Below are 14,724 nucleotides of genomic sequence, written 5' to 3' on the forward strand. Positions count from 1 at the left end.
CTTCCCTGCTGTTTTTCTGTTTAGCGGAAGTATTTTTTTTCCAGTTTTTTTCTCTTTTTCCTGCTGTGCTGCCAGCTTACTCCCAGGAAAAGGATAGAAACAAAGGCCGCAAGGGCTCCAAACCGGATGAATGTTCCGTATTTGCTTACGAGGAGGGGATTTACATCATCCCTGAGTTCGAATTCTTCGTACATAATGTCCCTCCTGTCATCGCTGTGCGCAAGCCCGAGCGCGTGGCCCATTTCATGTTTTGAGATCGTGAGCATGGTCGCGTCTCCGTACTGGTGCCAGCCTCTCCCCATAGGGTTTCCAACCTCAAGAACGATTTCCACCTGGGTGAACCTCCCGTTTATGATATGGGGCCTTGCGTAGCCCGCAACCCCTGGGGTCGCACCTTCTATAGCTTCCATGTTTTCCACCCAGCGGATACGGATATCGGCATCTTCGGAGTCAACAATTTTAAAAACAGGCACGTAGTCCAGTTTCCCGTTGCCTCCCTCTTCCCAGTAGGCAAGGGCCTTTTCTACCTGTTCCTGATATGTAGGGCTATAGCGGAGAGGCGTGTTTTCCGTGTCAATGGAAACCGTGATCGGTGAATGGTTCCAGGGCTGGTCGGTGATCTTTTCATAGGAATAGTAGGCTGTTGCACAGGGGACCATGGAAAAAATAAAAAGCATCAGGGCCATTACAATAAATGATCTTTTGTTAAGCATGGGACTTCTGAATGAAGATGGACTATGAACTATATATACTCACACAGGTTTGGTTTTCAGAATTATGTTGGGGTGTTGTCTTGCATTTTGATACAAAAATTCCGAATTGTGTTTTTGTTGGTGGAAGCGTTTGGTGTGTGCATTCAAACCACGGAAAGGCACGGAAAAAGAATGCAGGAAGACGCCAAGTACGGTTGCTCTAGTTTTTTAGTCCGCTTGAGTGAGCGAAGCGAGCGAAACGGACCTCGTGCTCCCGAAGCGAAACTCGGGAAGCGAAACTCGGGTATTTAAAGTCCCGGCATACTCACCGGCCATCAGGCCGGTTTCCGTGTATTCCGTGTGTTCCGTGGTTGAAAGGCCTATTGATGTGATTCTTGACAAAAAACTTCAAAATTCCGAATTTTAAAACTGAATGAGTATATATTCATGACGCTTAAAATAAAAAAGATGGATTTAATGGAGTCATTCAAAAAAAGGCCCAGCAGTCTTCCGGAAATGGATTCATTATTCGAGGTGGGCTCCTGAAATATTACAGACCTCGCAGTTCGGGTCGCAGCAGCGTTCTTCTCCTTCTTCCTCCTCGTCAAACTCAGATGCAATGGCTCTTGTGCTTTCGGCAAGTACGGCCGCGTTTGAAAGAGAGGCCCCTATCATGATGGAAGAGAAAATACTTTCTTTTGAAATGCCCCGCCTCTTTGCAATCCTTATATGCATTTTAAGACAATGCTCACAGCGCAGGGCCGAAGCCACGCCTATGGATATAAGCTCCACGGTGCTGGGGTCAAGGTTCTTGAATTCCCGCATAATGGCATTGTCATAAAGCGTCTTCGGGATAAATATTTCCGGGAGATCCTTCATGAAGTTCATGATGTAAGGGATTTCCCCATACTGCTTTTTTACATCTTCTAGAAGTTTGGGGATTGCGTTTTCGGGATCGTCCTTTAATATTTCCACAATGTCTTCGAGTTCCATACAAAGTTCACCAGTGAGCATTTTTTTAGGGGTTAGAATGCCTTATCTTTTAGGAACCTGGATTTTCAGAACAGAAATTGATATCAAACCTGACCTTTCTCGATCAAATTTTATTATACTTGAGCAGATCTGATTATACCTGACCGGATTCGATCATATTTTAATCAAACCTGCTCGATTCTCTGAAATTCAATCAAATTTACTAAAAATTTTAATTGAAGGAGCGACTTATATCGCAAAGCCAACGTCCGATTTAGATTTGATCTTTATCAATATATAATTTTTCATTTTCGACCGGGTGATGTTCGCAAGCTCCGAGAGGAAAACGCCTTCGTCAAATTCCAGTTTCTCTATTTTCTCATGGAACTCATCATACGGGAGTTTGACCCGAAGCCCGTTAAGTTGCAGTGTTATCGGTCCAGGGGAAAGCACATTGCGGATTTCAGGGACCTGGTTTTCGATTTCATTCATGACTCTGGCGGGCAAAACGGCAAGAGGGTCTTTAGCAAACTCTCTTCGTATTTTTCCAACTACTTCCGCAACCCCTTCATTCAATCCGTCGAGGGCGCAGATCTCCTCTCCTTTCTTAAGGCGATGGGCGACCCTGCCTATTTTTCCTATGTAAAGATCGGCTCCAGCGACGTCTTCTGTCTTGAGTTCGGGCCCGCCTGTTACCACAATGGGGACTTCTATTCCCTCAAAGAGTTTTGGTTTTTTATTGATTATACAGTCGCTGAAGGACCCGAAAGTAAAGACCACCAGGTCGTGTTCATTGATCAGTTTGCGTTCAAAATCCTTCGAGAGGGAGACCCTTCTTCCCATGCCCCGGGCAAGCCCTATCATATTGGTATTGGCCCCGGGGTGCCGCAGGTACTCGGCAACATCACAGGCGGAATGGGGCAGGTGGTGGGAGGCAAGGGTCGGGGACACAACGGCGATTTCAACCCCGGTCAGGGGGGCTTCAATCATGACCCCGTGCAGTTCGTCAGAAATATCCTTTATCAGGTGCACGTCCTTTTCAGGAATCAGCATGATAAGATTGGCCTCGGTCCCTGTAATCATTTTCTGGATTACGTAGCCTCCCAGGTCTTCGAGTAGTTCAAGTATAAGCCAGTGCTTATGGACCCCGCCCGTGTAAAGGTAGGGCAGGAGTACGGCTGCCATTCTTACTTGCCTCCTTTTGTCCTTTCCAGTTCTTCAAGCATTACCCCTGCCTCTTCTATCCATTTCTTTTGCATGATTTCCTCAGAGGCCACAAAGACAAACCTTCTGCCCTTAAACAGGTGGTAACGGACCCTGAACCCTTCCGGGGTCACTCTGATCGCAAAGTCCACCAGGTTTTCGTGGAGTGTGTGGCGGGGGTTGGCCACGACCATTTCTTTGATAAAGGGAGCTTCTTCCAGAGGCCTCTCGACTTGTACGGCCACGGTCCAACGGTCAGGCTGACTTATGTTTGCCTTCCCATAACGTTTCCAGAGCAAACGCAGCAGGTCCGGCAGGTACTGTTCCCTCTTTATGGAGATCAGCACCTGCGGTTCGGTCGCAACTTTTGCTTCCACATCGGCAATGTCTGTGGTTTTCAGGGTAGAGCTTATTTCCCTCAGGATAATTGCCATCTGGAAAAGAGAATCTTCGGGCCGAAGGACCACTTTGATCCTGCCTATGGCCGGGGCAAGCTTGAGACTTGAGATGATGTCCTCAACGATCTTTTTGTAAAACCCGGCTTCCGAAGGGATTGCAGCCTCCACTATAAAGGTCTCAAGCGCATCCATTTTATTCCTCCACGTAGCCTGAGGCAAGCAGAGCTGCCCCGACTGCTCCTATCATATGGGAATCTCTGGGGACAAGCACGTCAATCTTGAGGAGGTCGCCAAGGGCCTTTGGTACCCCTTCTATCAAAGAAGAGCCGCCCACCAGGATCAGGGGCTCTTTCACGTCCACTTCCTGGAGCTGCTGCTCGAAGAGCTGTTCGACCACGCTGTAACAGGCCGCGGCCGCAACGTCTTCGGGGCTTGCGCCTTTTGCCAGGGAGTTTACAAGGGACTGGATCCCGAACACGATGCAGTAACTGTTCATGGTCACGTTTTCCTGCATTCCCTTTTTGGCCAGGGCTCCGAGTTCGGTGATGTCCACCCCGAGGCGTTTTGAGATCATCTCGAAGAAACGACCGGAGGCTCCGGCACAGATCCCCCCCATGGTGAACATGCCCGGAATTCCGTCTTCCACCGAGATGGCCTTGTTGTCCATACCTCCGATGTCAATGACGGTTGCGGGTCCTTTCTGGCAGTCCGCAAGGTATACGGCCCCCTTTGAATTAACCGTGATTTCTTCCTGGATGAGCTGGGCCTTGAAATGTTCCCCTATAAGGAAGCGGCCGTAGCCCGTTGTCCCGAGGGCCTGGATATCTTCTCTTTTAATCCCGGCCTCTTCCAGAGCCAGCGAGTATGCTTCATTGGCACTTTCCAGGACCTTTGTGGTGGGGACCCAGCCCCTGCCTATGATTTTGTTGTCCTTCATAACCACGGCTTTTGTGGTGGTGGAGCCTGAGTCTATACCCGCCGTAAGTCCGGTCTGGACTTCCCGGGCCAGCAGGTGCCTTCTCCGGGCAACGGTGGTCAGGGCTTCCAGACGGGTAAGCAGGGTGCCCGCACTTGTGCGTTCCGTAAAGGAATAGCTGATAACCGGGATGTTAGAATGTTTGTGGATATATCTCCTGATCTCGTTTCTCACAATTGCCGCTTCTGCGCAGCGGAAACAGGTCGTGATAAAGACCCCATCCACCTGGGTCAGGCCCTCCACAACGGCTATGGCCCGGGCCATCATGAGCCTGAGGTCCCCGCTTGCGACCTCGAGCCCGAATTCTTTTCCCATATTGTCAATGCTTTCTACGTTTATTTCGGGATAAATGAACTTCGCGTTTACCTTCTCAGCCGCGGCTTCGAATTCGGGCTGGACCCCGGAATACTCGGAACCGCAGGAAACAAGGGCAATCTTTACGGTTTCAAGTTTGTCGGAGTTCATGTTTTTTCCTCCTTTGCCGGTTCCCCTTTATTTTCGGCTTCAGGTCCTAAATTATTTTCGTTTATTTCTTCTTTATTATTTTCGTTTATTTTTTCATCAGCCTCTCCGGAAAGGGCTTCGAGGAAAGCCGCGATTTGGTACACGAAATCCGAGGCATCATCTTCGGATGCGGGGTACCTGACCTCAAGGATGGGGATATCCTTTGAACGCACCAGATACTTCATCAATTCGTTTGTACGATTACAGCCCACACAGCCGAAGTTCACGGGAGGGTCCTCTACAATAATTGCCGCTTCCGCCTCTTCGATCAGGGGACCTATAAGGGCCATCCGCCCGCGGACCCCTGCCGGGACCTCGACTGCCGCAAAGCGCAGTCCGATTTTCGGGTCTTCCGGGGTTATGTTAATTGGGGGGGAGTCCAGGCTTATATTCGTAACTTTTTCACGTACCTGGTTCATAACGGTAAGGGGCTCGTGCCCGAAGCGTTTTACCAGGTCAGCCAGGATCAGGCTGTTTACAGGATAAATGAAAACCTTAACCAATTTTGCTCACCTCGCAAATTGACTTTCAATGATTCGCTCAAGCTCCGAAACTTTCAACCTGCTTTTCTCTTTTCTCTTTTCCTTTACAGGTCTTTTTGCCTCAAGTTCGTCAAGTGCGGCCCCTATTGCGGGGAGCATCCGTACCTCTTCTCTGAGGAAATGAAACCCGGGCCTTGGGCCTCCGCCTCTGGCAGCCCTGCAGCGCCTTTCGTCTCCTGCGGGAAAACCCCGGTCTTTCACAAAAATATGATTTTTGTCAAGCTGCCGGATATCTTCCGTCACCTGCAGTACGTCACCCTCGGGCCCGGTAATAATAAGCCCGAAACAGGTCTCTTTTACCGTGACGGGGAACTCTGATTCGTAGATCTTCATGGCCGCGTCTACAGGCAGTACGTTATCCGAACTGATTACAATGACCTTTGTAATCTCTTTCTCTGCTGTCATCAGTCTCTCCTTACTGCCGGCTTACCGGAGGTGACTCCCGGGAGCCTTTCTTCTCTTTCGGGATTCCAGTTCTCTTTCGAGATTCCAGTTCTCTTTCGAGCACAGGTTTACTCCTCTCCTTTGCTCGGACGCTTTGCTTCGCTTATGTATATCACGTCCCCTTCCCGGATGCCTTCCAGCTTCTTAAGGTCCAGGACCCTGCCTATGATATTCGTGGATGAAAACTTTTCACCGGTCGGGCCGAAGAGCTCGTCTTCCATGGTCTTGACCCCGATGTTTCCCATCCTTTTGGCGGACTGGTTGGTGATTCCGATTTCTCCTGCCAGGATTTTTCCTTTCGGGAGGTTTTCGGGCATGATCTCCATGTACTTCAAGGCATTCTTTTCTGGCCGGAAAATATAGGTGTTTTCATACACCATCTGGACCGGAAGTGCCCCGACCTTTTTTGTCTTCAGCTCAAGGGAATGGCGGAAGAAATCCAGGCTCTTCGGGGCTTCGGGGTATAATTCCACCTCAACAAGTTTCGAGCGGGGGACCGCGTAGGTGCTAACCTTTGCCTCTCCGAGGATCTCAAGGGTGGTCGTGGGGTTCTGCCTGACAATTACCGCATCTTCCCCGTCGTACCCTTCCTTTACAAGCTCCACGCCTATGGCAGCAAGAACAGGCACCACTTCATCGAAGTTACGGCCCAGGAGGTCGATCTGGGGTGGCAGGGTTTCCACCGAGAGTTTTTGCCCTTTCTCAGAAAGCTTTATAAGTTCAAGGCCTTTCGTGACGTGCCCGATGATAGAATGTACCAGGCTTGAGGGCCGGTCTTCTCTGGAAACGTAGGTCCTTCCGGTCCCGTACCCTGCGGTCCGGACGGAAATTGCCCCTTCGGTCCTGGGTTCGAAGTTTTCGTAAGGAACAGGTTCCCTCTGCAGGGAGTCGTCCGAGATAAAAGAACTTGCGACAAAATCCACAGTAAAAGTGCCTTCGCGCACAAGGGCATAAAATTGTTCCGCACCTGCAGGGGCGTTTATGGAAAGTTCCACCTCGATATATGTATATATACTCATCCCGGCATCAAGGGGGGTCGAAAGCTCGGTAGTGCAGCTTTTCTCCGCAAGCTGTTCCCACTCGATTAACGGTTCGATGCTCTGTATAGAATCTCCTCTGGAAAGTTTGTTCAAAACATTCTTTCCGCTCACGACCTTTGCAAAAGAGGCTTCAGCAGGGCTGCCGTATTCTGCTGCATGTTTTTTTCTGGAAATTATCAGGTGTGTGTTCCGGCTGTCAAACCCACCCGCGCCAAAGAGGACATCATAATTTTCAAAACTCTGTACTCCGCGCACCGGTTTTATATCGGTTTCAAAAGGGCCGAAAGCCACAGCTTCGGGGCTGGCCCAGCGCACCGGAGTGCCTTCGTACTCTTTGAAAGATTCAGCCCATAACTTTCGGGAGGATGAATCGAGGCTTTCGAGTTCGATTCGAAATTCCCCTTTACCTGTCTTAATGGCGTATTCGCTGACATCTTCTGTCAGTCGCCGTCCTGTTTTTTTTAAAATTCCAATTGCCGTGCCGGGCTGATAGGGGGCTCCGGCGGCTTTCAGTGCGTCTTTGAGGGTCGCGCCTGCAGGCAGGCGAATTTCCCTATCATTGACCTCAACGGTGATTTCCTCTGTCGTAATCGGCACCTCATAAGGCCTGTATAGCTAAGGGGATGGAACGTTAATTATATACTAATATTTATCATTCATTATTTTTTTAATTAGATTCACACTGTTATTTTACTTAACACTATTACCTCTTTCTATACATCTCCAGGACTTTCTCCTTTTTTGTCTTTTGTCTTTTCCCTTTTATACTGCTTCTTCCAGGGCCTGAACTTTTTCATCTTCCGTAAGGTGAGAGAGTACTTCTTCCGGTTTCCCGAGAGCTACGATCTTTCCATCTCGCATGAGGGCCACCCGGTCGCATATTTCGTTTACGAAGTCCATGTCGTGGGAGACGATAACAAAAGTTTCTCCCATTTCTTCCCTGGCCCTGAGGATGGAGTTTGTGACCGATATCTTTGTAATTGGATCCATTGTCCCGGTGGGCTCGTCCATGATAACGATCCTGGGCTCCTTTATAAGGACCTGGGCAAGCGCTATCCTGTGCCTTTCCCCTTCACTCATTTCGTGTGTCATCTTGGGCATAATCGCTTTTGCCTTCTCGTCATCGAAACCTGCTGCCTTGAGAGTCATAATTGCTTTTCTTACCCCCAGTTCGTAAGGCAGGTCCAGGCTGATGGACTCGGTCATGTTGTCGATTACGGTACTGTGGGTGTAAAGCCCGTATTCCTGGTGCAGGAAACCCATGTACTTTGTGGCCCTTCCTTTGTTGTTTACCCCGAGTATCCTCATGTCAATCCATTCGTCTCCCACGCGGACCTCAACTTCCCCGGCGGTAGGCGGCAGGATTCCCATCAGGATTTTGGAGGTCGTGGTCTTGCCTGCGCCACTTAGGCCCACAAGCCCGAAGATTTCCCCTTCTTTTACGTCAAAGGAGATTGTGTCAACTGCTCTTACAACTCCTCGGTCCACCGAGATATAACGTTTGGCAAGGTCCCTTACCCGGATTATGGGTTCTCCAATGACTGCGTCTTTCTCACGCCTGACCAGAGAGGCGTTTTGCATGAAGATCGCCGAGACCTCCATAGGATCCCCTGCTGCCATGACTTCTCCGTTTTCGAGGAGGATTGCCTTGTCTGCCATTTCCTCGATTACCTCGGGCCAGTGGGAGGTCAGGAACATGCTCATTCCGTATTTTTCAACGGCTTTCATGATGGTCTTGTGGACCAGGTTTGCAGTCATCGGGTCAAGAGTACCTGTGGGCTCATCCGCGAGCAGGAGCAGTGGATTTCTGACAAGTTGCCTTGCGAGCACAACTCTCTGTTTTTCCCCTCCGCTTAACTCTCTTGCGACATGCATCATACGGTGGCTCAGGTTTACTTCCTCAAGGAGTTCTACCGCCTTTATCATGGCGTCATCTCCCTTGTACCCGATTTCTGTGAGAGAGTTTATGACGTTTACAAGGACCCTCTCATCTCCGTAAAGAGCAAAGGTCCTCTGCAGCATGATTGCAATCTTTTTTGTAATATCCTTTCTGACAGGTTCATAGAGGGACATTTTTATAAAGTCGGCTTCATAGGCCTGAAGTGTCTCTCCGCAGACCTGGCATTTCTGGCCGGCTTTGCTGGGGGGTTCGATGTATCCGCATTTTTCGCAGCGTGCGAGGTGGTAAATCACTTCTCCGGAAATGTTTTCAAAGGACTCGGTCCCACGCAGCACATGCATGAGGATGGTTTTTCCGGATCCGCTTTTTCCCAGAATCCCTAATACTTCTCCTTCGTTAATGGTAAGGCTTACGTTTTTCAGAGCTTTTACACCGTCAAAATCGACGGTTAAGTTTTTAACTTCAATAAATACCGACATGCATTTTCCTCCGCGAATTATGAGCTGAAATCGTTTTTTTAGTTCGGTTTTTGCCTGTCCGGGGCGTTCTCTGGCACAGGGACGTAAAAAGTAATCTACTGGTGGATTAATGTGATTATAAGAACGCGGCAGAAAACCCCTGAGTCTTGGTCTCAAGGGTAATTGACGGGCTGACATCATCAATTAATTTCACCCATATGGGCAACATTTACATAAGGCTAAACATTACATAAACATAACGCATTATTTTCTCACTGTTAACTCTAAAAAACGTCATCAATCAACATATTAACCCATTTTTTGTAACGATTCCTGGGCCCTGACAATATCCAGGACTTTTATGAGGTCGTCCAGCACCACATCAGCTGCTTTTCTAAGTTTTTCAGGGCGCGCGTCCCCCTGCTGGACCATCATTATCCCTACATCGGCTGCCCTGAGGGCCAGGATATCATTTATGCCGTCTCCAACCATGAACACAACGTCATATTTTTCTTTAAGTGTGTGGATTATTTCTTCTTTCTTCTGTGTAGTAGCCAGGGCAAAGACCCTCTCTGTCGGAATATTTATAAACTCCGCAAGCTGGGAAAGGCTCCTGGCACTGTCTCCTGAGGCTATGTAGCTGTCAACTCCCATTTCCTCCAGGGTCCGGATGGTTTCGTGGGTGGTATCAAAGACCTGGCCTCCCGTGCTGAGTACGTAGGGCACGGAACGGGTTTCGGAGTCCACGATCACCCCGGCCGCAAGGTAGAATATATTCGGGCAGCGGGCGCTCACCATCCTGATTACTTCGTGCACATCCCTTATCCTGGTATTGTCTCCTTTTATTATCCCGAAGGCAGCTTCTGCGGAAAAAGCCCCGTTGGAGCAACTGATGCCTATAGATATCTTTTTTTCTTCAATAAATTCTGAAAGGAGTTTATCCTCCCTGCACTGAAGAATAGTTTCGTTTTCAGTATTCAGGACAACAAGAGCACATCCCTTTTTACTTGCAACAATGGCGGTGCTTTCTATGTTTTCAAGGATTCTCCCAGTTCTGGAGTCCTTTGCCACCCGGTACATGTGCAGGAGTGTCCCAGCACTGTCAAATACAACGGCGATCCGTTTTTGCATAAAAAAGTATTAACCTGTTTAATAAAAACATTTGCCCGAAAAATTTGAAAACTGAACAGCCGGAAAATAAAATATCTGTCTTTGTGGGCTACACTCTTTCTAAAAAATTGGAATCCCTGATAACAGGGTTTTTTGAATTACCCTTCCCCACCTCCTTAGGAGTTGCGGAAGGGGCTCAAGGGCCCCTTCTTCCCACTCGATAGTTAATAAATTGGAGTTCCTGAAAGCAGGGCTCCTGCTAAAAAGCCGAGGATTACCCCTGTATTCAGGAAGGGCAGGCCTGCCTGAGGGTTTCCTTTCATGACCAGAAGGGAAAGTGCGAAATACCCCACCAGGGTCCCGAGCATTGCCCCAAGTACCGGATAGGAAAACATATCTGCATGGTTCAGAAAGATGTAGGCGGAAACCACAAGCAAGGTCGGCATGACCGCATCTCCGAGCCCCATGAAGAAGGCTTCGCGTTCTTCGCCTTCCCCGAAACTTTCCTTTCTGAAGGAATAGTTCCTGTGTTTGGGGATTACAAAGAGGATGGGCAGTTTCAGGTCCATGATTCCTTCCGCCATGGCGACCATATGCTTTGTTTTGTAGACGGAAATCGCGTCATACACCGCAAGGAGGAGGAGCAGGACTATGACGGGGATTATGGAAAGGGATATCCCTATCAGCGCACTCACGCCCGCCGCAATGCATACCCCTATAATGTCAATTATGTACCATTCGGGGTATTTGTAGAGTATCACTGTCATGCCCACGGAAAGAAGGCCTGAAACCAGTGTGACAGCCCCGGGGGACATTGGGAGCAGGGTAAACAGGGCATAGAATACGTAGTAAAGGGTACTGAGCACAGCTATGTAGATAAAGAGCGTTATGAGCCAGGTCATATCCTTTTTTATTGCCAGGAGCACAACAAGTGTAAAGCACAGGATCAACCCGATATAATATATGGAATTTGAAACGTCCGTAGGGTCCTCAAAGGCCTGCATTTCATTCATTTCCATGGGGGTGGCCAGAAGCAGCGCTATTATCTGGACAAGCAGGATAAGTCCTGCCATGGAAAGCATTGGTAAGTATTCCATTATTTTCTGTCTGGTGGAACTCAAATGACCTAAACTCCTTATTGTTAACTTCTTTTATTTTTTGAATGTAGTCTGCATCTCCAGTAGAGCTGCCCGGGTGATATGCTCTTCGCTTGCTCGTCCGGAAGGTGGGGTTTTGGATGTGGAAGCCTTGGACGTTATTGGTGGAAAAAATAGAAGAAAGTTTAATATATAGTTTGTGCAAAAAAACAAATACTATTTCTGTATAAAAAATGAACAAAAATAGAAAGTCTATATATTATATTAGCTGATGTTCTTATCAAATACTTTTGGATGTTTTTTCCGGAAAAGGGTTCATACTAATTATCTATTGAGTTTGCTGAGGTGTATAATGGAAACAAGAGATTCGGTATTTTTCGCTGTGATGGTTCTATCATCATTCCTTCTATCCTTCGAATGGCTCAGAAGGTTTCCGAGCCGGGCTTCGAATCCCCTTATCATAATCTCGGTTGTGATTCTAATAGGTACCCTGGCTGCAATGCTTATTTCTCTTAATACGAAAATCAGGGAGCTCGAAGAGAAGATAGAAGCGAAGGATCGCTCTCTTCGGGTAAATCTGGAGGGTACGGAGTCCAACATGGAAGACAGGATGAACGAACTCATCAGCAAGGTAGACAACGCAATCTACGAGTTTAACCGCAGGAAATATCATTGAATTATTTGTCGAATAGTTTTATCAAAACAGGTCCTTCCTCAAGCTTTTCAGATTTACCGGAAATGGCAGGGGAAGTAGTTGACCGCAAGCTATTATTAGCAAAAATCCCATATTAAAATAGTTTTTTGTTTGACAATCAGATGAGAAGAGGAATCTCCTTCATTAGCATACCCGGTTTTGCCAGAAATGATGCTTGAGGGTAGTTCACAGCTTTATAGAGAAGGAAACAGAAAATGCACCTTAGTTTAGAACCAATTGGTATTATAAAAAAGGCTGCAAACAAATCAGAGATCCTGATCTACGCTGATTTTGAGCAGATTATACGCAACATTGTAACTAAAGTCGGGGAAAAGGCAGAAGCTGGACAAAAGCTTCTGGTGGTCCACAAAAATAACAACAGCAAAAAGCCGGATGATGGGCATCAGGTCAGGGTCACTAAAGCTACGCTTCTTGAAAGAAACGGTAATCTTCTTACGGTTTCCAGAATCGATGCAAATGAAGATTCCGTTATAGACGTTCGCCTTGACCTGTTTGCTTGAGTTACGTTTTTTGTCTGGAATGGCGTAATAACATATACAATTTATTTATTTATTTATTTATTTATTTATTTATTTATTTATTTATTTATTTATTTATTTATTTATTTATTTATTTATTTATTTATTTATTTGTTTTATTCCGGATAGTTCACTCTCCGGCTGGCCTGGGGGATGGGTCCGGAAAAGGCCCGGGGTACGGAATGCAGAAAATGGGGTTTGCTGCAGTCCTCATGCTTTTTTTTTTAGTGTGCGGCTGTCTTGATGATCTTGGTGGATGGAAGGAGGGTCCCGCTTCTTTTATTCCGGGAATCGGTCCGACTGGAAGTTCCGGAAATGGTTCGGGAGGGGCCGGGGCCGGAAATAATGGATCGAACCTGCTTGCCGTCTACATGGTTGGAAGTGACCTTGAGTCATCTAACGGCTATGCAAGTACTGATATTTTTGAAATCCTGGATGCGGCCCCTCAAAACCGGACTGAGGTGGAAATCGTGCTGGCCTACGGGGGCAGCGACCTGGATGGCTGGCGGGGGATGACTATTGCGGACCTTTCCGACCTTGAAAAGGACGCAGGGGACGGGGTTATAGGCAACGAGGGCCTTCACAGGCGGGCCTATAAATCGGCAAACATGGGGGATCGGAAAAGCCTGGATACATTTTTTTCCTACCTTCGGGAAAACTATGAGAGCGAGAGGTACATTCTGGTTTTCTGGGACCACGGGGATGCCTACCGGGGGGTCTGCTTTGACGAAAACCACCGTTATGACAGACTGGAACTTCCTGAACTTTCAGAATCTCTTGAATCCTCAGGTCTGCATTTCGACTTGGTGGGCTTTGACGCCTGCCTCATGGCAAACCTAGAACTTGCAAAAAGCATCTCGTCTTCGGCCGACTACATGCTCGCCTCCGAGACAATCGAGCCCACCCACGGCTGGGACTACGTTTCTTTTGTGGGCTACCTTGCGGAAAACCCACAGACTTCAACCCCGGAACTCGGGCGGAAAATCGTTGACAGTTATCTGGACAACCCGCAGCATCTGCGCCCGAGAACCCTCTCCCTCCTGGACCTCTCCCGGACAGAAACGGTGCTGGTAAGTTTCGATTCCCTTGTGGAAGCAATGGACTCAAGGCTTCTGATCCCGAAAAGTTATTGCGGGCTCGGGGCTTCTTTTACAAAAGCCCGGAAGTTCGGGGTCGGGCCGAAAGAAAACAGTGAAATCTCCATGGACCTGAAAAGCTTTGCCCTGCAGGTGGAAGAAGAGGCCCCCGAACTTTCCGAAAAGGCCGGGGACCTGCTCGAGGCCCTGGACAGTTTTGTGGTCTACGCCAGACACGATCGGGGGGAGGCCGGGGCATACGGGGTCTCGCTTTATTCTCCTCACGCCGGAGAAAAGACATTCAAGGGCTATAACCCGGAATCTCTTTCCGATACCTGGTCAGGGTTTCTCGGGAGTTACCTGAAACGGACCTGTGCGGACCTCCTGGACCCCACAATATCAAAAACAAGGGGGGGTTTTGCTGTTGAGGATAATTCCGGACTGGCCACGGTAAGGCAGGTTTATCTGAGCGCAGCCTCCGAAGGCATTTCGTCAGGGAGTCCCCTCCTCGAAGTAAAGGGGTTCGTGGGGGGGCCATTCGTCCTCCTGGGGAGCAGGCCCGCTGAAATAAACGAGAGTGGATATTACAGCCCTCCGGTCTGGGACGGGAAATGGATATACCTCCGCGACGGGAGTACGGGCAACTATGCGCTCATGTCTGCGATGTATAAAGGAAAATGTGAAGAGGGAAAACTGATTTTCTTTATTTCGGAGGCAAAACTCCTGCGAGACGGGCTTTCTCGCCCCTGCCTGGTCCACCTCTGCCTGGACCAGGCAAATGGGTCTGTGGGTGCCTACCTGAACCCCTATGAGGTCCTGGAGAGTGGGGATCTCCTTTTTTCAAGGGAAGTCCTCGGGCTGGAAGAGGGGGATGTCCTTTCTACCTACGCCATCCTTTATGGGGATAACTCCAATCCTCAAAACTGGGTCGAACTCGGGAAGATTACTGTAGGAAACGACACGAGGTATGTGTTTGATTACCTTCCCCTGGGCACGTACTACTCAGCCCTCTACGCCGAGGATTACCATGTGAATTTCAATATGACGGAACCGGAAAAACTTGTAATTGAATAAGACCG

Annotated in this window: 15 protein-coding genes; 3 read left to right on the forward strand and 12 right to left on the reverse strand. The window is 48.5% G+C overall.

Annotated features, from left to right (window positions below):
* Window positions 1-20: 20 nt before the first annotated feature.
* The 12 genes from ACZ5QV_RS08970 to ACZ5QV_RS09025 all read right to left on the reverse strand — a co-directional run bounded on the left by ACZ5QV_RS08970 (window position 21) and on the right by ACZ5QV_RS09025 (window position 11,360).
* Window positions 21-713, reverse strand: a complete 693-nt coding sequence (locus ACZ5QV_RS08970; protein ID WP_464599501.1) for a matrixin family metalloprotease — start codon at window positions 711-713, stop codon at window positions 21-23.
* Window positions 714-920: 207 nt separating this feature from the next.
* Window positions 921-1,094, reverse strand: coding sequence for a hypothetical protein (locus ACZ5QV_RS08975; RefSeq protein ID WP_464599502.1), 174 nt, complete (start codon window positions 1,092-1,094; stop codon window positions 921-923).
* A gap of 123 nt (window positions 1,095-1,217) precedes the next feature.
* Window positions 1,218-1,685, reverse strand: coding sequence for a carboxymuconolactone decarboxylase family protein (locus tag ACZ5QV_RS08980; RefSeq protein ID WP_464599503.1), 468 nt, complete (start codon window positions 1,683-1,685; stop codon window positions 1,218-1,220).
* A 228-nt stretch (window positions 1,686-1,913) separates the two neighbouring features.
* Window positions 1,914-2,849, reverse strand: a complete 936-nt coding sequence (locus tag ACZ5QV_RS08985; protein WP_464599504.1) for a methanogenesis marker 7 protein — start codon at window positions 2,847-2,849, stop codon at window positions 1,914-1,916.
* Between the two features lie 2 nt (window positions 2,850-2,851).
* A complete protein-coding gene (locus ACZ5QV_RS08990; protein WP_464599505.1) occupies window positions 2,852-3,457 on the reverse strand; it encodes a methanogenesis marker 17 protein in 606 nt (201 codons plus the stop codon).
* Window position 3,458: 1 nt separating this feature from the next.
* Window positions 3,459-4,706: a methanogenesis marker 15 protein gene (locus ACZ5QV_RS08995; RefSeq protein ID WP_464599506.1), complete on the reverse strand. Its 1,248-nt coding sequence runs from the start codon at window positions 4,704-4,706 to the stop codon at window positions 3,459-3,461.
* Window positions 4,703-5,248 carry a methanogenesis marker 5 protein gene (locus tag ACZ5QV_RS09000; protein WP_464599507.1) on the reverse strand — a complete coding sequence of 182 codons (546 nt, stop codon included), beginning with the start codon at window positions 5,246-5,248 and terminating at the stop codon, window positions 4,703-4,705. Before ACZ5QV_RS09000 ends, ACZ5QV_RS08995 begins: the two co-directional genes overlap by 4 nt.
* 6 nt (window positions 5,249-5,254) lie before the next feature.
* Window positions 5,255-5,692, reverse strand: a complete 438-nt coding sequence (locus ACZ5QV_RS09005) for a methanogenesis marker 6 protein (RefSeq protein WP_464599508.1) — start codon at window positions 5,690-5,692, stop codon at window positions 5,255-5,257.
* A 107-nt stretch (window positions 5,693-5,799) separates the two neighbouring features.
* On the reverse strand, window positions 5,800-7,368 hold the full coding sequence (mmp3, locus tag ACZ5QV_RS09010) for a methyl-coenzyme M reductase-associated protein Mmp3 (RefSeq protein ID WP_464599509.1): 1,569 nt from the start codon (window positions 7,366-7,368) through the stop codon (window positions 5,800-5,802).
* A gap of 165 nt (window positions 7,369-7,533) precedes the next feature.
* Window positions 7,534-9,150, reverse strand: a complete 1,617-nt coding sequence (gene atwA, locus ACZ5QV_RS09015) for a methyl coenzyme M reductase system, component A2 (protein ID WP_464599510.1) — start codon at window positions 9,148-9,150, stop codon at window positions 7,534-7,536.
* A 288-nt stretch (window positions 9,151-9,438) separates the two neighbouring features.
* Window positions 9,439-10,260 carry an HAD family hydrolase gene (locus tag ACZ5QV_RS09020; RefSeq protein ID WP_464599511.1) on the reverse strand — a complete coding sequence of 274 codons (822 nt, stop codon included), beginning with the start codon at window positions 10,258-10,260 and terminating at the stop codon, window positions 9,439-9,441.
* A gap of 203 nt (window positions 10,261-10,463) precedes the next feature.
* Entirely contained in the window at window positions 10,464-11,360 is an 897-nt protein-coding gene (locus ACZ5QV_RS09025) for a presenilin family intramembrane aspartyl protease PSH (protein WP_464599512.1), read from the reverse strand.
* Between the two features lie 361 nt (window positions 11,361-11,721).
* Here ACZ5QV_RS09025 and ACZ5QV_RS09030 point away from each other — a divergent pair, with 361 nt between their 5' ends.
* The 3 genes from ACZ5QV_RS09030 to ACZ5QV_RS09040 all read left to right on the forward strand — a co-directional run bounded on the left by ACZ5QV_RS09030 (window position 11,722) and on the right by ACZ5QV_RS09040 (window position 14,719).
* Window positions 11,722-12,012, forward strand: a complete 291-nt coding sequence (locus tag ACZ5QV_RS09030; RefSeq protein WP_464599513.1) for a hypothetical protein — start codon at window positions 11,722-11,724, stop codon at window positions 12,010-12,012.
* A 233-nt stretch (window positions 12,013-12,245) separates the two neighbouring features.
* Window positions 12,246-12,551 (forward strand): hypothetical protein, encoded by a 306-nt coding sequence (locus ACZ5QV_RS09035; protein WP_464599514.1) that lies wholly within the window; start codon window positions 12,246-12,248, stop codon window positions 12,549-12,551.
* A 230-nt stretch (window positions 12,552-12,781) separates the two neighbouring features.
* The gene (locus tag ACZ5QV_RS09040) at window positions 12,782-14,719 is read left to right on the forward strand and encodes a clostripain-related cysteine peptidase (RefSeq protein ID WP_464599515.1); all 1,938 of its coding nucleotides are present in this window, start codon (window positions 12,782-12,784) and stop codon (window positions 14,717-14,719) included.
* The last annotated feature ends 5 nt before the right edge of the window (window positions 14,720-14,724 follow it).

This window comes from Methanosarcina baltica (assembly GCF_055394095.1).